General features: G+C 29.1%; 17 protein-coding genes. 5 read left to right on the forward strand and 12 right to left on the reverse strand.

Annotated elements, in window-relative coordinates:
* Positions 1-107: 107 nt before the first annotated feature.
* A complete protein-coding gene (locus ACWJKP_RS20030) occupies positions 108-1,640 on the reverse strand; it encodes a YiiX/YebB-like N1pC/P60 family cysteine hydrolase (RefSeq protein WP_165414490.1) in 1,533 nt (510 codons plus the stop codon).
* Positions 1,641-1,973: 333 nt separating this feature from the next.
* Between ACWJKP_RS20030 and cls the strand changes: the two genes are divergently transcribed.
* Entirely contained in the window at positions 1,974-3,428 is a 1,455-nt protein-coding gene (gene cls, locus ACWJKP_RS20035; protein ID WP_165414489.1) for a cardiolipin synthase, read from the forward strand.
* A gap of 82 nt (positions 3,429-3,510) precedes the next feature.
* Here cls and ACWJKP_RS20040 read toward each other — a convergent pair whose 3' ends face one another.
* Positions 3,511-3,684 carry a hypothetical protein gene (locus ACWJKP_RS20040; protein WP_165414488.1) on the reverse strand — a complete coding sequence of 58 codons (174 nt, stop codon included), beginning with the start codon at positions 3,682-3,684 and terminating at the stop codon, positions 3,511-3,513.
* Positions 3,685-4,044: 360 nt separating this feature from the next.
* Positions 4,045-5,580 carry a transposase gene (locus ACWJKP_RS20045; RefSeq protein ID WP_224578683.1) on the reverse strand — a complete coding sequence of 512 codons (1,536 nt, stop codon included), beginning with the start codon at positions 5,578-5,580 and terminating at the stop codon, positions 4,045-4,047.
* 188 nt (positions 5,581-5,768) lie between these two features.
* Between ACWJKP_RS20045 and ACWJKP_RS20050 the strand changes: the two genes are divergently transcribed.
* The 3 genes from ACWJKP_RS20050 (at position 5,769) to ispF (ending at position 8,829) form a co-directional block, all read left to right on the forward strand.
* Positions 5,769-6,419 (forward strand): anti-sigma-I factor RsgI family protein, encoded by a 651-nt coding sequence (locus ACWJKP_RS20050; RefSeq protein WP_165414863.1) that lies wholly within the window; start codon positions 5,769-5,771, stop codon positions 6,417-6,419.
* Positions 6,420-6,557: 138 nt separating this feature from the next.
* The gene (gene rluF / locus ACWJKP_RS20055) at positions 6,558-7,337 is read left to right on the forward strand and encodes a 23S rRNA pseudouridine(2604) synthase RluF (protein WP_165414862.1); all 780 of its coding nucleotides are present in this window, start codon (positions 6,558-6,560) and stop codon (positions 7,335-7,337) included.
* Positions 7,338-8,361: 1,024 nt separating this feature from the next.
* Entirely contained in the window at positions 8,362-8,829 is a 468-nt protein-coding gene (ispF, locus tag ACWJKP_RS20060) for a 2-C-methyl-D-erythritol 2,4-cyclodiphosphate synthase (protein WP_165414861.1), read from the forward strand.
* Between the two features lie 80 nt (positions 8,830-8,909).
* Here ispF and ACWJKP_RS20065 read toward each other — a convergent pair whose 3' ends face one another.
* The 8 genes from ACWJKP_RS20065 to ACWJKP_RS20100 form a co-directional block, all read right to left on the reverse strand.
* Positions 8,910-10,823, reverse strand: coding sequence for an EAL domain-containing protein (locus ACWJKP_RS20065; protein ID WP_165414860.1), 1,914 nt, complete (start codon positions 10,821-10,823; stop codon positions 8,910-8,912).
* Positions 10,824-11,174: 351 nt separating this feature from the next.
* Positions 11,175-11,381, reverse strand: coding sequence for a hypothetical protein (locus ACWJKP_RS20070; protein WP_165414859.1), 207 nt, complete (start codon positions 11,379-11,381; stop codon positions 11,175-11,177).
* A gap of 217 nt (positions 11,382-11,598) precedes the next feature.
* The gene (locus tag ACWJKP_RS20075; RefSeq protein ID WP_165414858.1) at positions 11,599-12,192 is read right to left on the reverse strand and encodes a DUF1836 domain-containing protein; all 594 of its coding nucleotides are present in this window, start codon (positions 12,190-12,192) and stop codon (positions 11,599-11,601) included.
* Positions 12,193-13,228: 1,036 nt separating this feature from the next.
* Positions 13,229-13,468: a hypothetical protein gene (locus tag ACWJKP_RS20080; RefSeq protein ID WP_165415064.1), complete on the reverse strand. Its 240-nt coding sequence runs from the start codon at positions 13,466-13,468 to the stop codon at positions 13,229-13,231.
* A complete protein-coding gene (locus tag ACWJKP_RS20085) occupies positions 13,449-14,672 on the reverse strand; it encodes an IS91 family transposase (protein ID WP_165415065.1) in 1,224 nt (407 codons plus the stop codon). The genes ACWJKP_RS20080 and ACWJKP_RS20085 overlap by 20 nt, the downstream gene beginning before the upstream one ends.
* 136 nt (positions 14,673-14,808) lie before the next feature.
* The gene (locus ACWJKP_RS20090; protein ID WP_165414574.1) at positions 14,809-15,930 is read right to left on the reverse strand and encodes a C40 family peptidase; all 1,122 of its coding nucleotides are present in this window, start codon (positions 15,928-15,930) and stop codon (positions 14,809-14,811) included.
* Between the two features lie 117 nt (positions 15,931-16,047).
* Positions 16,048-16,890 carry a 16S rRNA (cytidine(1402)-2'-O)-methyltransferase gene (gene rsmI, locus ACWJKP_RS20095; protein ID WP_165414575.1) on the reverse strand — a complete coding sequence of 281 codons (843 nt, stop codon included), beginning with the start codon at positions 16,888-16,890 and terminating at the stop codon, positions 16,048-16,050.
* 54 nt (positions 16,891-16,944) lie between these two features.
* A complete protein-coding gene (locus tag ACWJKP_RS20100) occupies positions 16,945-17,694 on the reverse strand; it encodes a tRNA1(Val) (adenine(37)-N6)-methyltransferase (RefSeq protein WP_165414576.1) in 750 nt (249 codons plus the stop codon).
* Between the two features lie 218 nt (positions 17,695-17,912).
* Between ACWJKP_RS20100 and ACWJKP_RS20105 the strand changes: the two genes are divergently transcribed.
* The gene (locus ACWJKP_RS20105) at positions 17,913-18,569 is read left to right on the forward strand and encodes a PIN domain-containing protein (RefSeq protein WP_165414577.1); all 657 of its coding nucleotides are present in this window, start codon (positions 17,913-17,915) and stop codon (positions 18,567-18,569) included.
* Positions 18,570-18,723: 154 nt separating this feature from the next.
* Here the strand turns inward: ACWJKP_RS20105 and ACWJKP_RS20110 are convergent, their stop codons facing one another.
* Positions 18,724-19,389, reverse strand: a complete 666-nt coding sequence (locus ACWJKP_RS20110) for a LysM peptidoglycan-binding domain-containing protein (RefSeq protein WP_220286927.1) — start codon at positions 19,387-19,389, stop codon at positions 18,724-18,726.
* Positions 19,390-19,430 lie beyond the last annotated feature (41 nt).

Here is a 19,430-nt window from a genome sequence, read left to right on the forward strand (position 1 = left end):
ATTTATCCTACTTTCTGTTTTAGAATTTAATCTAATATTTTAACTATATTTTTTAATACTTAACTATATTTTTAATACAATGCTTATATTATATACATATATCACAATTAATAAAACACACCATATAAAATAATTTTTAATTTTGACAATGCTGCATTTAATTTTACTATAGGATACCTTATTTCTGTTTTTAAAATAACCCTTCTCCTTAACATTCTCCACTTAGATAGCTTCCAAGTTATTTTTAAATCATTTTCGCTTTTCCTTATAGCTTTTCTTTCTCTTTCACTACCATCATAAAATATTACAAAATCAAATTCTGCATTTTCACTATCAAATTCTGAATCAAATTTTTTAATAATATTATTAGGTGAAAGTAATAGCCTGCCAGCTTTTGCTTCTAAGTTAAATGTAAGCCCTTTCTTATTCCTTGAACATAAATACGATTTATAAATTAATTCACTACAAAACAAAGCGTTATCTGTCATAATGTCAAAATTATAATCATATGCCTTCCCTAAAGATTCAAACGCTGTAAACAATGCTTTTAATTTATCCTCTTTAGGTAATTTAGGACGTAATGCAGAAAAATAGTCAACTTTTGCAATAGCATCTAGAGGATTTATTACCACACCAGGGGCAATAACTTCTATAATATATTCTCCATTATTTTGATTGCATAAACTATCATATACTTTAGGATAAATTACTTTTACATACTCTGAAACACACAAACAATCCCCCAGTGGGATGTCGTTAAAATACTTGTCCAATTTTTCTAAACAACCTATATAAATCCCAGTATGAGTCCAAAATCCTGGTAATCCCAGGTTGGTTAGCTGATAATTGTTTCTCTTTAAAAGTATATCCCCTGGTAGCAATTCTTCTTTTATAATATTAATATCTTCATTACTAACATATTTCTCTTTTCTACTAGAGTAATCAACTCCAGTAATACTTATAGCGACCCATTTTTGAAATGGGAACCAAAAATCAAAAATATTTTTTCCAAAAAAATTAATCATATTATTTTTAACTATATTTCTATGATTTTTAACAAGTTTTATAACATTCAAATAATTGTAACTTGCGTAATTTAATAATTCTTCTTCGTTTTCATCTCTTTCATATCCATAAACTTCATAGTGATGTACCATAAAATCAAAGTAATGCTTATTCCTAAACAAAGATATCATATAATAAATTTCTGTAATTTCTTGTGTAATATAATAATATTGTTTTTTGTTAATATTATATTCGGGCCTAGCCTCATTTAACATTGACTCCAAATACTTATTTTTTTCTATAATGTTAGCTAACAATACAGCATTTTTACGTATCGCTATAGTTGAGGCATAAATTAATAATATATTTTTATATTTAGTGTGTGAATCTTCTGTATGTTTTAATATAAGTTTATTTTTATATTTTTCCCGAGTTTCATTCAATTCATTATAACATCCTACATAACTAACCCACTTATCTAATATACTTTGTTTGTTAGTTAAAGACATATTTTGAATATTAGAACTAAATAGACTTTCGCTACTTTGAATCTCATTCATCACAAGTTCTAATTCTTTTATAAGTTCTAAGGATTTGTTTATTTCCTCATCAACTATTCTATGAACTAACCCCATATCCTTATCCCCGATTCCATCTTCATTTTTAAAGTAGCATTCTAGTATAACCCTTCATGCACAAATAAAAAAAACAATACATATTATTAATATATTCATAAATTCAATTCAAAACATACTTCTTCACATAAGTTGATTTCAGCAATTTAATTTTATTATACCATAAAACTTACTATTCCTTTAATAATATAAATTATAATATTGAAATATTTCTATTTTACTCAAAAATATTTAATAAAAAAATATTCTATTTATGCGTATTTTTAATGTTTTTTTATACGCTTTTATATGTATACTATCATTATAAGATAAAATGAATTTTTGGAGGCACATATGTTTACAAATGAACTATTATTACATTTTTTAAATTTATTATTTATTATCAATATCCTCTTCGCCTTGGCAGTTGTATTTCTTGAACGCAAAAATCCTGCAAGTACTTGGACTTGGCTTATGGTATTACTATTTTTACCTACCATAGGATTTATTCTATACTTATTTCTTGGTCAAAATTTAAAAAGAAAAAAATTGTTTTCTCTAAAAAAAGAAGAAAAAGAGAATCTTACCTCAATTATTGATAAACAAAAGGAGTTCTTAAATAATGAAGACTTAATTAAAACTAATCCTTTTTTAAGTAAATACTCTGACATTATGACACTTAATCTTTGCAGTGATAATTCTTTTTACACTAATAATAACAAGGTAACCATATTTACTGATGGCAAATCAAAATTTGATCAACTTAAAGAAAACCTTAAAAATGCAAAAATATATATCCATATGGAGTATTATATATTTCAAAATGATAATTTAGGAAGAACTATTCTTGAAATTTTATCCCAAAAAGCTAAAGAAGGGGTGGAGGTAGAATTACTCTATGATGGTATGGGATGCCTTAAAGTGCCTAAGCGCTTTTTCGCTCCACTAATTGAGGCTGGCGGAAAAGTTGTTTGTTTCTTCCCACCCTTTGTTCCTTATATAAATCTAAGGGTAAATTTTAGAAATCATCGTAAAATATGTACTATCGATGGTCAATATGGCTTTATAGGTGGTTTTAATATTGGTGATGAATATTTAGGACTTTCTAAAAAATTTGGATTTTGGAGAGATACCCATTTATTCATACAGGGCGATGCAATAGATGCATTAGAATTGCACTTCCTAATGGATTGGAGATTTGCCGCCAATGAAAATTCAATTTTTGATAATAAGTATTTCCCTCACAGGACTCACCTTGGAAATACAGGTCTACAAATAGTTTCAAGCGGTCCTGATTCCACTTGGAAGTCTATTAGAAATGGATATTTAAAAATGATTAGCAAAGCTGAAACCAACATTTTTATAGAAACTCCTTATTTTATTCCAGATGACAGTATATTAGAAGCTTTAAAAATAGCATCCTTATCCGGAGTCGATGTTCGTATAATGATACCTAGTAAACCAGATCATCCCTTTGTGTATTGGGCTTCTACATCTTATATGGGAGAGCTACTAGAATCAGGCGTAAAATGTTATACCTACACTAAGGGCTTTCTTCATAGTAAATTTCTTTCTATTGATAAGTCTATAAGCTCCATAGGCACCGCTAATTTAGATATTAGAAGCTTTACTTTAAACTTCGAAATTAATGCTTTTATATATGATAAAGAAATAACTTCCGACTTAGAACGTTTTTTTATGGACGATTTAAAATTTTGCGATGAATTAACTCTCGAAAAATATGTCAATAGAAGTTTTAGTGTTAAATTTAAGGAATCTATTTCAAGATTACTTTCCCCTATATTGTAATAAAAACTCTCACAAACTTTTTAATGTTCGTGAGGTTTTTTATTATAATATGCCTTAATTTATTTTGACCCTAAAATATATACTAAATAACAAAAGAGAAGTCATTAGCCCTCTTAATTTCATTGTATGCTACCCTTTTATGATTTAGCATTATCACTAATCCATATTTCTTATCTTTATGAACTAATGGAATTATTAATAAGCTTCTCATGTGATATAATAATAATTGAAACTCAGTGCATACTTTGTATATCATAGTTTCCTTAAATCCTGAATATAATGCTTATCAGCCTCTATAATTTAAAAAATTAATTTATTACATTTATTCTCCTGTAAATAATTACTTAGGTTTATCTCCTCGCCATAACCCTGGCAGGCATAAATTCCAATCCATTATCATTTTTAAATATACTTACAGCATATAAATAAAATCAATGGGTATTATCATGAGTGTACTCGAAAAACAATAATTAACAATTCCCATATTTGAGGAATAAAAGTATTTATTTGGATGAAATGCTATACTTGAATTAATAGTAGGCATGATAAAAAGGCTTTTTTATACACTATTTTAAAAAAGCCGTAGGCTGGTTATTGAGTTAAAACTGATTATAAATTAGGCAGCTATTTTCTTGAAAACCGGGAAGATATCAGCAATTGTTACCTCTTTTTCATTAGCCCAAGCATCTATAAAACAGCAAAATGCACCAAGAAATACTCTTGTTATTCTGCGACCAACGGAATAGATAATCGCTTTTTCAGCATGGAAGTCGTTGTTTATTCTATCCCAACACCTTTCAGTAGTTGAACGTCGTTTATAAAGAGATTTCCATTGCTTTGAACCTCTTAGTATAGGAGTAAAATATCTTGGATTATCTAATGTTTTAGTGTAATAAATTTTCTTGCTTTTAATAGGACATTTTTCACAGTGGTCACATTGAACTGGGAATAACCATTTATGCCTAAATTCCTTACGGACGATTCCCCAATTACGAAGCTGATGTCCACAAATTTTCCCATGAGGAATGCCCTTATCGTCAAGTTCAACAAAATCACTGCCTGATGAAGGTTTTAAAGAACGTGAATTTAAATCAATAATAGGATTTATTCCATAATGCATGCATAAAAGATAAAATGCATTAGCATCATAGGCAGAATCTAAGGCTACGGAATAGAATTTAATTTCAGGGTATAAATCTACAATCTCTTTAAGTGCATAAACACCGGTAACAGAATCATGCCGTGCTGCACTAACAAATTTAATATGGATAGGTAGGCTGTAAAAACTATCACAGGCAGTGAACCCGTGATAAGTTTGACCATAGTAATAGTGTTCATTAAAGCTATCCCAACCCCAGCTAGCACTGGGATCGGTAAACTTTCGATAACAAGCACAATGCTCTCCTGGTTTAAGTTTGCAATCACAAACTTTTTTACCATAAGGCGAAGCCTGTGTAGGCATACAAGTTCCATCACCAGCAATATTTAGTTTAGAAGGGTCACCCAAAATGCCCATTGATAAGGAAGGAATAACAAATAATTCCTTAAGTATGTTGTTCATTTTGGATTCTATTCTGTCAGAAAGCTTAGAATTATCATATTTTAAGATTCTTTTAACTAAACGTTCGACTACACCAGATTTGGAGTTATTCATCTTTTGGTTTTTCTTTTGTTTTTTACTTGGTTTACGTTTCAATTTACGCAGTTTGGATTTATATAGGATTTTATCCTTATGAATCAGCCTATCCATAAAATCATAAAAAGTACCTATGCCAGGTATTTGATCAGCAACTATGCCTTCGGCTTTAAAAGGCGAGTAGCAAGCAGGGATAAAGCCTGACAGAATTGCATAAAACGGTTCTGAACGTAATGTCTTTATCCAAGATGATATGCTGGTTTCTTTACAATAAGCCATAATAATAAGTGATCTGAGTAAAGCTACCGCATCTTTGGGCGGAGCCCCTTGATTGGATTTAGAATAAGCACTTTGTATTAGAGGGACAATTCCGGTTAGGTCGGCAGACCAGATTTTTGTTATTATTGAACTACGCTCAAACAAAGTAATTTCTTGATTATTTTGAATAAAGAATTTTTCTAGAAATGTTTCAACAAAATTTTGATATTGAGTATGTGAGGCCTTAACAGTTAACATAAAAATCACTCCTTATAAATGAAAAATGGTAATAATATACAAAATTCATTTTGCGAAATTTTTACTGCTGTCAAGTCTTATTTAAAACTATTTAATTAAAAAAAATCGATAATACTAGGGATAGCTTAGACTATCTATGCTACCCGAAAGATATAAAACTCGAAGAAATTCTGGGGTGAAGTTGATATATGAATAAAAATGAACCTAGAATTAGCAATGGCTTGAGAGTTTCCGAGAGTACTATATCATATAAAAGGGGTGCCACTATGCAAAAATCCGGTAAAATAATTAACATTGAAAAAAATAAGGTCTATATCATAACGCAAAATAATGAATTTGTAACCCTTGAAAAGCATACGGCTAATCCTAAAATAGGCGAACTATATGTAGGTAAAGAATTTCGAAGCATTTCCGTTTGGAAATACTTATTGGCTATTTCTTGCATCCTATTACTTTTATTTTCAATAAGAAAATTATATTTGGATAATAGATATAATTTTTCTGTTATAGTCGACATGAATTGTTCTCTAAAAATGGAGGTAAACGGTTCAAATAAAATTACAAAAGTAGAAGGCAGAAGTCCTGGAGGCTATAAAATAAAACAACTTGTAAATTTAGAAAATAAATCCTTGGATGAAGCACTTCATTTAATTTTAGATGAATCGCTTAAACAAAAATACCTAACTAAAGCACATGCGGATGACGGTTTAAAAATTTATATATTTGTTTCTGAAAATAAAAATAAAACTCCAATTAACTTAACTGAGTTTAATAGGTATGCTGGTACACATAATTTCAAGGTATCACTAAATAATAATGGTCAAGCTGTAATTGACTAAGGGTATCCCGATTAAGATACCCTTACAACTATTTGTATGATTATTTAACGACATTTAATCTCCGCAGGAAATGATTTAACCATATAATATGAGTTGTATACATTAATCTTATTTTATAATCCCAAAGGACGGTGCAAAATGAAAACCACACCTAATGAAAAAGAGAAAAACATTATTCAACCCTATGAAAATAGTGCTTTAAAAATTAGATTAAATAAATTTATAAGTGAAACGGGTTTTTGCTCTAGGCGTGAAGCAGATAAACTGATTGACAAAGGCAACGTCACCTTAAATGGCAAAATCCCTGAAATGGGCACCCAAGTATCTGCAGCTGATTACATTGAAATAAATGGTAAACCATTAAAACATAAAGTAGAATTCGTCTACTTAGCTTTCAATAAGCCCGTTGGAATAACCTGCACTACAGAGCATAAAGTTAATGGAAATATCATAGATTTTATAAATTTTAAAAAAAGAATTTTCCCTATTGGTCGCCTTGATAAACCTTCTCAAGGTCTTATATTTCTAACTAACGATGGAGACATTGTGAATAAGATTTTACGTTCAGGTAATAACCACGAAAAAGAGTATATTGTTACTGTAGATAAACCTATCTCCCCTAATTTCATAAAGAGTATGGCAAATGGTATTCCTATACTAAATACTATAACTAAAAAATGTTTTGTAAAAAAAGAAGGCAAATATGTTTTTAAAATAATTTTAACAGAAGGACTTAACCGTCAAATACGAAGAATGTGTGAGCATTTAGGGTATGCTGTTGTGAAACTTGAAAGGCTTAGAATTATGAATGTTTCTATAGACAACTTACCCCTTGGGAAATGGAGATATCTAACGCCAAAAGAACTAGTCGGTATTAATAAGTTAATTTCTGATTCTATTAAAACTGAAAATGCTTAAACATCATATTCTATGCTTAAATGCAGTTAAAAAGCACACAAATTTGTGTGCTTTTTGGCTTATATAAAGGTTATCAACATTATTCACACAGAAATTGTGGATAACTTGTTAGTCTTAGTTAATAATAACTATCTTATTTAACTTCTGCCTTTTTCTGTAAATACACTTTAAAATTATTAGTAATTATTTATTTATTTCCCTTAAATTCAAATATTTCTTTAGTCTTTTTCTATGAAATATTATACAATATTTTTCGTACTGACTCAAAGGTAATTTCTTTTATGGGACTCCCGACAATTTCAGATTTTTTTAATTTTTTACTGTTTTATAGCTATTACATTTTAATTACATTTCTGATGCTTAGGCACGCTACTAGACAATTTGTTATAGTTATCACTAAAAAACTTGATAACTTTTTCTCAACCTTTTAAAATTCTTTCTAAGTAATTAATTTTTATTTTTCTATAAATATTGTGTTATATTTCACTCTATCATTTTCATAAATTTACTAATAATTTGAAATTTTTTACTGTTTTTTATTTAGACTAACAGATTATACACATTAAGATTTACTAATCCACAAATGCACTAAAATTATGTATGTTTTTGTAAATTTTTATAAAATATTTAAGGCTTATACACATTATCCACATCTTTTTTGTGGATAATGTGTGGGTTTGATGTTAATGAATACTTTATAGCATTAATTATAGACGTTTTTAGTTTTTTTTTGTAAATACTTGCATTTTAAATAAAATATTTCAAAATTTTATTATTAAGTTATGCACACTATCCACAGTTTTGTGTATAACATGTTAATAACTTATTGGCTATTTTCTCATCATGTTTCCTATTACTAAATGCGTGAGTGCCTCACTACATATTTTAATATGTTGCGCGAATAAATTTTCTTGATTACCTTCTCATGAAATGCTATATTATATAAAGAAAAGTATATATTCCTACTGTTACATTTCTATATATTTAAAATATTTATAAATTAAATTGAAAAGAGGTAATTCGCTTGAGAATTGGAATGGGCTATGATGTTCATAAATTAGTTAAGGGTAGAAGTTTAATACTTGGTGGAGTAACCATACCGCACGAGGCTGGATTACTAGGGCATTCAGATGCAGACGTTCTTGTTCACGCTATCATAGATGCTCTTTTAGGCGCTGCGGCTCTTGGTGACATTGGAAATCACTTCCCCGATACTGATGCTAAATATAAAGGCATGTCTAGCATTGTCCTACTTAAATATGTAGGCAGTTTAATAAAAAATAAGAATTACATAATAGAAAATATTGATGCTACAATAATTGCACAAAACCCTAAAATGGCACCCCATATAACCCCTATGGTAATAAATATTGCAACTGCTCTACAATTACCTATAGATAAAGTTAACATTAAAGCTACTACAGAGGAAGGCCTTGGGTTTACTGGCCGCCTAGAAGGAATCTCATCTAACGCCATCTGTCTTTTAAAATAAAATTTTATTTTCTGTTTGTTAGGGGCTATAACTCCCACTTATAGAAGTGGGAGACTTCCTTCTGAAATGTCATTAAAATTCTAAAATCCTTGTTCCCAAATTCCATAATCTGCATGATCAATAAGCATAGCTGAAGAAAAATACGTACCTTGTCCATATTCAACACCTAATTCCATTAGCTTTTCCTTTTCTTCCAAGGTTCGTATTCCCTCGGCTATAATCTTCATTCCTGTTTTTATCCCCATTTTAACCATATGTTCTATCATCAATGCTTTTATTTCATCTTTATGCACATCTTTTACTATTTCCTGAGAAATTTTTATAAAATGCGGCTTCATTTTTATTAATTCTACCATATTAGAGTTACCTTCTCCAAAGTTATCCATAGCTAATTTGAATTTTAATTCATCAGCAAAATTGCGCCAAAATGCACTTCTTGGTATACGTTGTGTAATTTCTAAAACTAAGTTTGTCCCTTCCAATTTCTTTATAACTTTTTTTATAGTATGCCTAGTTGTATCCGATTGAAGCTTAAAAAATAATCCTTCTTCAATAAATGGTTTAAGTTTGTTTAGATAGTTATTTAACTTGTCACAAGCTAGCATAGTAAGGTTTTCCAAATCGCCGGTAAGTCTAGCTTTTTCAAACATTTCATCCGGAAAAAATTCTAATCTTGAATCCCTAACTAGTATTTCTAATGATTTAACCCTACCACTGTTTAAGTTTATAATAGGCTCAACTGTAAGCTCTATAGATTTATTTTTTATTATACCCGAAATGTGATATGCCTTTTCGTCAATTTTATATATTGAATCATTATCTAGATACTCACTTATTGAAGCTTCATCTAAAAACCATTGAACACTAGTGCTCGATAATAAACTAGGATTATATAAATCTATAAGTTCATGCTTTAAAACTTCTCTTAAGTTATACATTGTATATATCATTGCTGCCATCCTTTTATTTTCATCCTTTGCTTTACGGATGAAATTCAATCCTGCAGAAACTCCAGCTAAATAAAAAGATGGCTCATATAGTTTATTTCTAGAATCCGAGAGCAAATAGTCTATACCATGTCTTAATTCCGGTATTATATCTCTCAATATACTAGCTCCCTCTCCATCTGGTATATCAACATATTTAACATTTCTTGTTAATTCCTCGCATAAACTAATCCAAAATTTTCTTTGTTTATTGTTATCGAATTTTAAATAGTCCATTAAAGAATGTATTTCTAAATACCTTGTATCATAAAAAACATTACTATGAAGCTGGTAACTTCCAAAATCAATAATAGACGGTTTTTTCACCGAAACAATTATATTTCCTCCGTGCAAATCACCATGTATGCATGAATCTAAATATTTTATTTTACGACCACACCACATCTTTTCATCTGCAAAAAATTTATATGGATTCGGAAAAAATTTATCAACTCCATCAATTACTAGCCATTTTTTATCCTCATCAATCATTAATGTTTCAAAACCCTTTATAAATTTCTCATCCATAAATCTATACCCTAAGGAAGTTTTCATTATATCAATAGGACATTTAATTTCAGAGGTATGAGGTTTATTCCAATTATATAAAAATTTAGCTACTTGTTCTGAAGTTTGCTTAACTAATGCTAATTCATTTTCCATTGAATATTTCAATGTTTTAATTCCCAGTACATTATCCCCGCCTAATTCATATAAAACTCCAAATCTCTTTAAATTATTTTCACATTGTATTTCCACTTCATCAATAATTTTAGGAATATATCCTTCAATTCCATTCTCTATCGCTTGTAAGAATGCTTTATTATGTAATCCGCTTTCATTCATTTCCTGAATTTTTAGAACTCCTAATTTACGCGATTCACTAAATTCCACAGTATATACCGCCGCCTCAGATTGTCCATCATTTAATTTATTTATTATTTCTATAGGTTGATTTTCTTCTGCAAAATTTTCTAAAATCATTGCTTTCTCTTTCTGGCTTAGCATATTTTACCCCCTACACCAATTATTATTATACTATAGCTAAACATACCTTTATCCAGACTTATTGCATTTCATATGTTAATTTTATAAATTATAAACCATCTCGAGTTAAGTTAACAGTGTATAAACTATTAATTTCACTAGAAATATATGATTTACACTATTTATCGATTAATTCACCCTTATATTTATAAAGAGTATTTTCTATTTTATAAGCTAAAATATACTTATCATTATTTGATTATACTACAAATATATAATATTACTATAAACGCAGAAAATCACACAAGCTTTATTAATTATAAAGCTTGTGTGATTAAATAAATGACGTTAAAACTATGTTCAAAAATTTAGTTAACTAAACAATTTCCTAGTACAATAATACTTATCTTCTCTTTTCTCTAAATCAAATTCACTTATAGATGTAACTCTATCATGTTGCTCTACATGAAGCACATAACCCTCTTCATTCTCATTTTCAAAAAAAACTTTCGTGTAATTCATAACTTCTACTTTGTCCCCACACAGATCATAAATTAATGTTGGCATCTTACCAATCATATCCATCTACCCCTTTAATATTTATTAACTATAAGTTAATAAATATTATGGTGTACTACTATTTATGCTAAAAATGCTATTAATTCTGATTTATTTTTTTAAGACTTGGCATTGGCTCCATTATAAATGGATCTTCATTCCTATTTCTGAATAAATATTAATTTTTATTTTCTGTTATCACCCTGCTTAAAATAGTTAATATACACTTCTATATTTTTTAATTTTCATAATCATCTACAATTTTTCTTATTAATTTTTTTATTGCACTAGCTTGTGATACCAATGTCATTACAACTACAAACACTGTTATTCTTTCCTCGTCACTTTCTTTTAAATCTAAAGCATTAATTATACTTTGTAATTTTGATTTATCACAAAACTGATTTTCTACGAAATGATTAAGGCTTTCCTTTTGCATATCAGAGAAAATTTTATAAGCTTTTTCCCATGAAATAATATCATCATCTCTATCATTAATTTCATTGAACGCTAGCCTAAAGACTTTTTTAATTTCCTCTGACGTAAGTATAGGTCTCATGTAGCTAAGTAAGACTAATTGGGCAAGGTGTAACTTTGTATAGCCTCTTTTTTTACTATCTTCTGGCTTAGATATAACTCCGCCTTTTATATAATTCTGTACTATATTATTAGTGTAATTATCAGCATCAAATTTATCATTTAAGTAATCAATCACTTGTGATAAAAACAAATCGTACTGAGGTAATTCTTCATACAGAATTATGCTGTTTTCGGATATCGATTTTGATAATGAACTTATATTATCTAGAGTAAATTTAGCCTTATCCACCATTTGTCACCTTCCAAAGATTAATATACTAAATAAAATATATTTTATAGTCTTGATCATATAATTATATTATATTATATGTATATCCTATTACAAGTTATTTTCTATTTTTTTATAATTCGCATTATTTCTGTAGAGATTTGAAAATAACTAACCTAAGATTTGCATATAAAAATATACTCATATATATAGTATGTTTATATAGAAATATTACCATATTAATGTTATTTTTTCTTCGTTCTGTAAACTTTAATAATAAATAGCGGTTAATATAAATTATTATTAGTTTGAAAACCCACTAATTTTTAAATTATTTATAATACGCAATATAATCTACGTTTTTACAAGATTCTCGTTATGCAATTTGATTTAATTCACAGTTAATATTGCAAACATCTAAATTTCAATCATTATAATTAAGTTATCCACTGTTTTCAACATTTAATCAACAGAAGCTGTGGACAATTTAGTTTACACGGAAAGCCTTGTTTAAAAGCATTTACATATTAAAAGTAATTTTGACAAGTTTCTTATCCACATTATACATTATTACCTGTTCATAAATTGTTAATCGTTGTGTGGAGAAAAGAGTATCAAATTATTTTTCTACTTTCAATTTTTATCTTTTTCTGCCATTTGATTTTTATCTTATTTAAATAAATTATTATAGTTTGCAAGTGATTTTAGCTATATCTGAAATTACTTGCAAACTAACCCTTCCTATACTATCTAATCTCCCCATAAAACAGCTGACTAATCTACTCCTGCTTTAGTCAGCTATGTTTTTACACTCAAACTTATTACCGCCCTCAGCAATACCACATATCTTTTCTATTCCTTCTTTTGCTATTAATATAGCAATTTTTCTTGAATTCGTTTATATTAGTATTCGATAATTATCCACAGGAAATATAATCCATCTTGTATTTTCTGTGGTTAACTTACTGTTTTATAAAAATCAAATTTTACAATTTTCTCGTGAAGAACAAAATCTCCCTACGGTCGAGTATTAAAGTGATGCTCCACAAATAGTGTGGCATCACCTCTTAATTATCATATCTGAACCACATTCTATACACAAAACAATAGGACTACCACTTTTCTTGTCATATTCTTCAGGCGTATAACATTCAAACGCAACAAAGTCAGGCACTTCTTCTTCAAACCCACATTTTTTACATTTAAAAAGTATCATTTTATCACGTTCTTGTGGTCGAAATGGTATGCTATCCTCATTCACTTTACCTTTAAAAATTCTTTTAATACGTTCCCATATCATATATATACCCATACTTTCTATGCCATATTTGCCACAATTCCATTAGCTGGCCGCATTTTAAACACTTTCTCGGATCTTTGGAAAAATTAATAATCATTAATTCTCTATAAGTCATTTTTCTTGTTTCCTTTTTCCAATTTATTTTTAGTGTGAACTGAATTGCCTTAAGACCACTTTTTATGTATTGCAAAAGACCAAAACACTTCCGAACTTTTACACTTATACTGCCTGAATATACTCCGTATAGTCTAACCATCTTGAAATATTTAGGGGTAATATGCATTAATAATCTACCTACGAATACTTGCGCTGTAACTGTTTCTTCTACTCTCTCATTGGTTTCATGACTCTTATACCAAAACGTTACATTTTTCTCATCATAACTAAGTATTCTATATTCTGCTATCGCAGGCCTTGCTAAGTATCTGCCTATATATCTTGCTGCACCTCTTGCACTTTTCATTCTTGATTTTGCATTTATATAGAATCCATCAGGATAATCTTTAAACATTTTTAAGTATTCTGCGTTCTTCTCTGGCTTTTTACTTATCATATAATTTATTAATTTAAACTGCCAAACTTTTCTGAAATATTTGTAGTCAAGGTATTCCATCTCCTTAACTTCATTGCCTTTTGTTTTTATTTCTGGAACCAATGCATGGACATGTGGATTAAAACCTACATTCCTTCCAAATGTATGCACTACTCCTATCATTCCACTTTGCCAAAGTACTCCTCCTTTTTTACCCCTTTTCTTTTTCTGATACTCTTCTCTATTTTTATAGTTTACACCATTCGCAAACTCGTTTATAGCCTCATATACCATGTCTTGTAAATCTTTTAAGCACTCCCTATTCCAGTAAAAATAATTCCTATATTCAGCTGGTATTGTGAATACACAATGTCTATGCGGTACATCTAAAATCTTGTTTACTTGTTTTTCTACCCATTCACTTATGTACTTTTTCCCACATTTACTGCAAAATCTACTTTTGCATGTAAACCCTATTTTAAATACTTCTAAACATTTTAAGCATATATACGCAACAAAACCTAATGAAATATCTCCACATCCTATCATTTTCATTACTTCGATATTCATATGTTCTCTCATCTTTTCAGGATACTTTTCTTTATTCAATTTCCAAAACTCTGGATAATTATCTTCAAATATTTGTTTTATAGTAATCTTATTTATTTTCATGATTTAATCATCTCATATTTATCTGATTTTTTCTATCTATTTTTTAGCTAGAATGTTATCCACAGCGGTTTCCGCAAGCTGTTTCCTATATAATAAAAAAACAGACTATTAAAATAGCCCGTTTTTTTATTCATAATTACTTAACTCTTCTTGCAGTAAGGTAATCTCCTCGTGTCAATTCAGATATTTTAATCACATCTCCCGTACGAGGTGCATGAATATATGAGTTATTTCCTACATACATTCCCACATGATGTGGATCTGACGCTGAACCAAAGAAAATCAAATCTCCTGGTTGCAAAGCTTCTCTAGATACATATGATCCTTCATTTATCTGTGTATATGTAGTTCGGCTTAATGAAACTCCGAAATGGTTATATATATGTTGCATAAACCCAGAACAATCAAAATATTCAGGACCAGCAGCACCCCAAACATATGGTGTTCCTAAATAATTACTTGCATAAGCAACTATCGCATTAGAGCTAAGTGACGCTGATCCTGATCCTCTAGATGGAGTAACATTAGATTGAGCAGTCTTAGCTGCATTATCTCTTATTTGTTGTATTTGCTTCATAGTAGCATCTACGGTAGCTTGTCCATCACTAATCTTGCCAGCATATAATTGTTTTTTCTTTTCAGCTTCCTTGATTAATGCATCTTGTTCTTGCTTCTTTTCTTTAAGCTTGCCTATCTTATTTTCATTATCAGTTTTCAACACTAATAACTTAGTTTTTTCAGCTTCAAGCACAACCTTTTTATTTTCAATTTTACTCTTTTCAGCTGTTAATTGTCCAATAATTTTATTATCATATTCCACAATTTTTTTAATGTTGTCAACCCTTGAAATAAGATCTTCTACTCCCTCGGAATCCAATAAAACTTCCAAATAGCTATCCGCACCATTCATATACATGCTTCGCATTCTCTTATTAAATAAGTCCTCTTCTTCTTTAATATTAGCCTCTGCAACTTGTATATCCTTTGTTGTTTTTTCTATTTGCTTCTGGGTCTCACCTATTTTATCTTTTGTTTTATCCACTTCTATGCCCATTTTTCCTATGGTCGAATCCAATTTTTCAATTGAAATTTCTATATCCGCAACATTATCTTGTATTTTCTTGTACTCGTTTTTTTGCTCCTCAAGTCGGCCCTTTTGATTACTAAGCTTATCCGATAATGGATCTGCCAATACCTGTATATTTATTGTAGCAGCCAGTCCAATTGTTACTATAAGCGATATTATTTTTTTTCGCAACTTAATCCCCCCATATCAAAAAATATATATATATATGTACTTTTATAATTTATTCACTCTTAAAACGACATTTTTATTATAACACTATTTTGCGCAAGTATTCATTGGGAACATAGGTTAAATTTCCAATGAATGCTTGTATACTTCTGATTTAGGCATATTTCTATCTTTTGCAACTTTTTTCATTGCATCTTTTTTATTTATTCCCTCATCCATATGTTTTTGTATATGTTCTTCTATAGTTAGTAAATCCCATTTAGCTCTTTCATCTTTATCTATATCTTCCTTACTCTTACCTTCAACTACTAATACATATTCTCCTCTTGGGGCGTTTTGTTTATAATATTCCACAGCTTCTTCTAAACTCAACCTAATTATCTCTTCATATAATTTTGTAAGTTCCCTGCACATTGATATTTTTCTGTTTCCAATACTTTCATATAAAAATTCTAAAGTTTTTAAGAGTCTGTGAGGAGCCTCATAGAAAATTAAAGTTTCACTCCTATTTATTAAATCATCAATAATAGGCTTTCTATCTTTATTTTCCCTAGGTAAAAATCCTCTAAATATGAATTTTGTAGTATCAAGTCCTGAATATACAAGTGCAGTAGTAATTGCAGTGGCACCAGGAAGCACTACGAATTCTATGTTCTGTTCTATACACTTTAAAACTATTACGCTTCCCGGATCTGATATTCCCGGCGATCCCGCGTCGCTAATTATAGCTATATTTTTACCTTCTTTTATCTGCTCAATTATATTTTGACTTTTTCCTTGTTCATTATGTTGATGATAGCTTATAAGTGGCTTTTTTATATTAAAATGATTTAGTAATTTTAAGCTTTGCCTCGTATCTTCTGCCGCTATTATATCTACATTTTGTAACACTTCTAATGCTCTGAGCGTTATATCCTTTAAATTGCCTATAGGGGTTGGAACTAAGTATAATTTTCCTGACATTCTTATCACCCTTTACTTTAATATTTGCATTAATTGGCTCTACCTTTAAATTATTTAATATTCTATTGTATTTGAATTATACATATCAGCAATTTCCTGAGTATACCCACCATCCTCAGTGTGAACATAAAGAGGGGGCTCCCATTTTAAAAAGGTTCCTCCATCTCTTTGTCCCTCGATGAGTACAATGTTAGGCGCCTTATTTACACTAGGATGCACCATTCTTATACGTTTAGGCTCAATTCTATGTTTTCTCATAGCGCATAAAATATCAACTAATCTATCAGGCCTATGTACCATATACATCCGTCCATTATCCTTCAACAAAGCTCTACATGCAATAATTACATCTTCTAATGTGCAACAAATCTCATGTCTTGCTATAGCATTCTTATCATCTAAACTTATTAATCCTGAATTTTGAAGTTTATAAGGTGGATTAACTGTAACAATTTCTGCCTTGGGAATGCTTTTAATGAGCTCTATATCCTTTAAGTCTCCATTTATAAATTTAATTTTATGTTCTAAATTATTATATCGTGCAGATCGATTCGCCATATCAACAAATTCCTTTTGAATTTCCACACCAATTAGATTACTTGCATATGTTTTACCTGCTAATATGAAAGGAATTATTCCTGTACCAGTACATAAATCAACAACTTTAGCATTTCTTCTTATTTTAGCAAAATTAGCAAGTAATACTGCATCCACCCCAAACCGGAAAGCATGTTTTTTTTGAATAACATGAATTCCCTTTAAATTAAGATCATCTAAAGTTTCATCATCTCCTAAAAACCCCATTATGTATCTCCTTTCTATGAAATCTATATTTACTTTATACATAACAACAACAGAAGTATACCTCAATTTTTGTTGCTAAATCAAGAGAATACAGATTATAAAATAATAAATATATTTTATTTTATTTATCACCAATCTAATTTATTATAAAACTACTATTAGTAACCATTGTTGAATATACATTAATTATATAATAATCGATTATAATGAGGTTAAAAATGCAATTAATATTATATCCTTTTAAAAATATAGTTTTCAATAAGAATTCTGTTTTATTAGATGCATCCTTCTTGCTCAGCTTAATATATGATGATGATATTAAGCATAGTGATTGTTTATCATGCTTAAAGCAACTTTCTGAAGGAAGTTGTGAGTTTTACACTACCAGTATCATCTCTGCAGAAGTTTTAAATAAAATACTTTATAAATTGTTCATTAGTGACATCCAATGTAAAATAAGCAATAATAGACCCTATAACTCAGCCGTCAACATTAGATCTATAGCAAATAGCTTTAGCCGTCATGATACAAAAATATTAAAGGAAAAGAAAAAAGACAGACTTATTCATATTCCATATAAAAGGTATTTTGATAATATTTCTAAAAATTCTATAAAAAGAGATTTATTGAATATCTATTACAATAAGTCCGTAGAAATAATTTCAGAACTAGAAAAAATTATAAATATAAAATATCTTAACATTCCTGAAGAGTGTATATCTCTAGTTAAAAAATTCATGTGTGAAAACCTATTATCTGTAAATGATGCTTTCCACATAGCTACTGCGGAGTACAATAATATAGACTTTTTACTAACTTTGGATGGTGACTTTATTTTTGCTGAAAGTAGTAAAATGCAAATACTTAGGATTTAACAAACTAATATTTGTTTCAACTTTACCGTCGTTAATTCATTTTTTTCGAAGCTGTGTAACTCCACAGGAGATGATTTAATGCATCAATTACTTGCACTATAAATAAAGAAGTGTATTTTGAGAGACTCAAAATTACACTTCTTTTTTATAGCTATTATTTTGGAATATTAATAATTGTGCCTTCTTTTATAGCATCCTCATTTGTAATTTTATTTGTTTCTTTTAACATTTCTATCGCTTTTTTCACATTATATGAAGTCATATTATTTTTGGCGATTGAAGTTAATGTATCTTTGCTTTTAACAGTGTAGTCACCAGTTTTAGATTTTTTAACTACAGCTGTTTTAGCTGTTTTAGCTGTTTTATCTGTTTTAGCTTTTTCAACTACAGCAGTTGAATCTTTAATTGCTTTTTCATAAGGAATTACTATTTTCTGACCCGCTGCAATTTTGTAAGATTCATTTATACCATTCCTACTTTTAATAAATTCAACCATTTTGCTTTTGTCCTGACTAGGTGTATACGTTTTTACTATACTAAACACTGTGTCATTTTCTTTAACAGTATACATTCCAACGTTAGTTTTGTCATTTATATAAGCAGCATCCATTTCATTAGTGCTTTCCCCTTGAGTATTTTTATTTGTTACCGTCTCATTATTATCTGTAGGTATTATTTTATTGCTTTGCACTATACTATCATCTTGTAATTTTACATTAGCAACATTTTCTCTTCCTCCAATGAACTTCATAGAAAAAAACACTCCTAACATTACTACAGCAATCGTAGATATACTAATTATTCCTTTTTTCATACTCATATTTAAAACCCCTTTCATATTTATTAGTCAATGATTTACAT

It is taken from the genome of Clostridium sp. CM037 (assembly GCF_055081095.1).

Excerpts from the sequence above, each read along its gene's own strand:
- ACWJKP_RS20085 (WP_165415065.1), bottom strand. The coding sequence starts at position 14,672 with ATGAAAATAAATAAGATTACTATAAAACAAATATTTGAAGATAATTAT.
- ACWJKP_RS20110 (WP_220286927.1), bottom strand. The coding sequence starts at position 19,389 with ATGAGTATGAAAAAAGGAATAATTAGTATATCTACGATTGCTGTAGTA.
- ACWJKP_RS20100 (WP_165414576.1), bottom strand. The coding sequence starts at position 17,694 with ATGGGGTTTTTAGGAGATGATGAAACTTTAGATGATCTTAATTTAAAG.
- rluF (WP_165414862.1), top strand. The coding sequence starts at position 6,558 with ATGAAAACCACACCTAATGAAAAAGAGAAAAACATTATTCAACCCTAT.
- ACWJKP_RS20105 (WP_165414577.1), top strand. The coding sequence starts at position 17,913 with ATGCAATTAATATTATATCCTTTTAAAAATATAGTTTTCAATAAGAAT.
- ACWJKP_RS20080 (WP_165415064.1), bottom strand. The coding sequence starts at position 13,468 with ATGATATGGGAACGTATTAAAAGAATTTTTAAAGGTAAAGTGAATGAG.
- ACWJKP_RS20075 (WP_165414858.1), bottom strand. The coding sequence starts at position 12,192 with ATGGTGGATAAGGCTAAATTTACTCTAGATAATATAAGTTCATTATCA.
- rsmI (WP_165414575.1), bottom strand. The coding sequence starts at position 16,890 with ATGTCAGGAAAATTATACTTAGTTCCAACCCCTATAGGCAATTTAAAG.
- ACWJKP_RS20050 (WP_165414863.1), top strand. The coding sequence starts at position 5,769 with ATGAATAAAAATGAACCTAGAATTAGCAATGGCTTGAGAGTTTCCGAG.
- ACWJKP_RS20070 (WP_165414859.1), bottom strand. The coding sequence starts at position 11,381 with ATGATTGGTAAGATGCCAACATTAATTTATGATCTGTGTGGGGACAAA.
- cls (WP_165414489.1), top strand. The coding sequence starts at position 1,974 with ATGTTTACAAATGAACTATTATTACATTTTTTAAATTTATTATTTATT.
- ACWJKP_RS20045 (WP_224578683.1), bottom strand. The coding sequence starts at position 5,580 with ATGTTAACTGTTAAGGCCTCACATACTCAATATCAAAATTTTGTTGAA.
- ACWJKP_RS20065 (WP_165414860.1), bottom strand. The coding sequence starts at position 10,823 with ATGCTAAGCCAGAAAGAGAAAGCAATGATTTTAGAAAATTTTGCAGAA.
- ACWJKP_RS20040 (WP_165414488.1), bottom strand. The coding sequence starts at position 3,684 with ATGATATACAAAGTATGCACTGAGTTTCAATTATTATTATATCACATG.
- ACWJKP_RS20030 (WP_165414490.1), bottom strand. The coding sequence starts at position 1,640 with ATGGGGTTAGTTCATAGAATAGTTGATGAGGAAATAAACAAATCCTTA.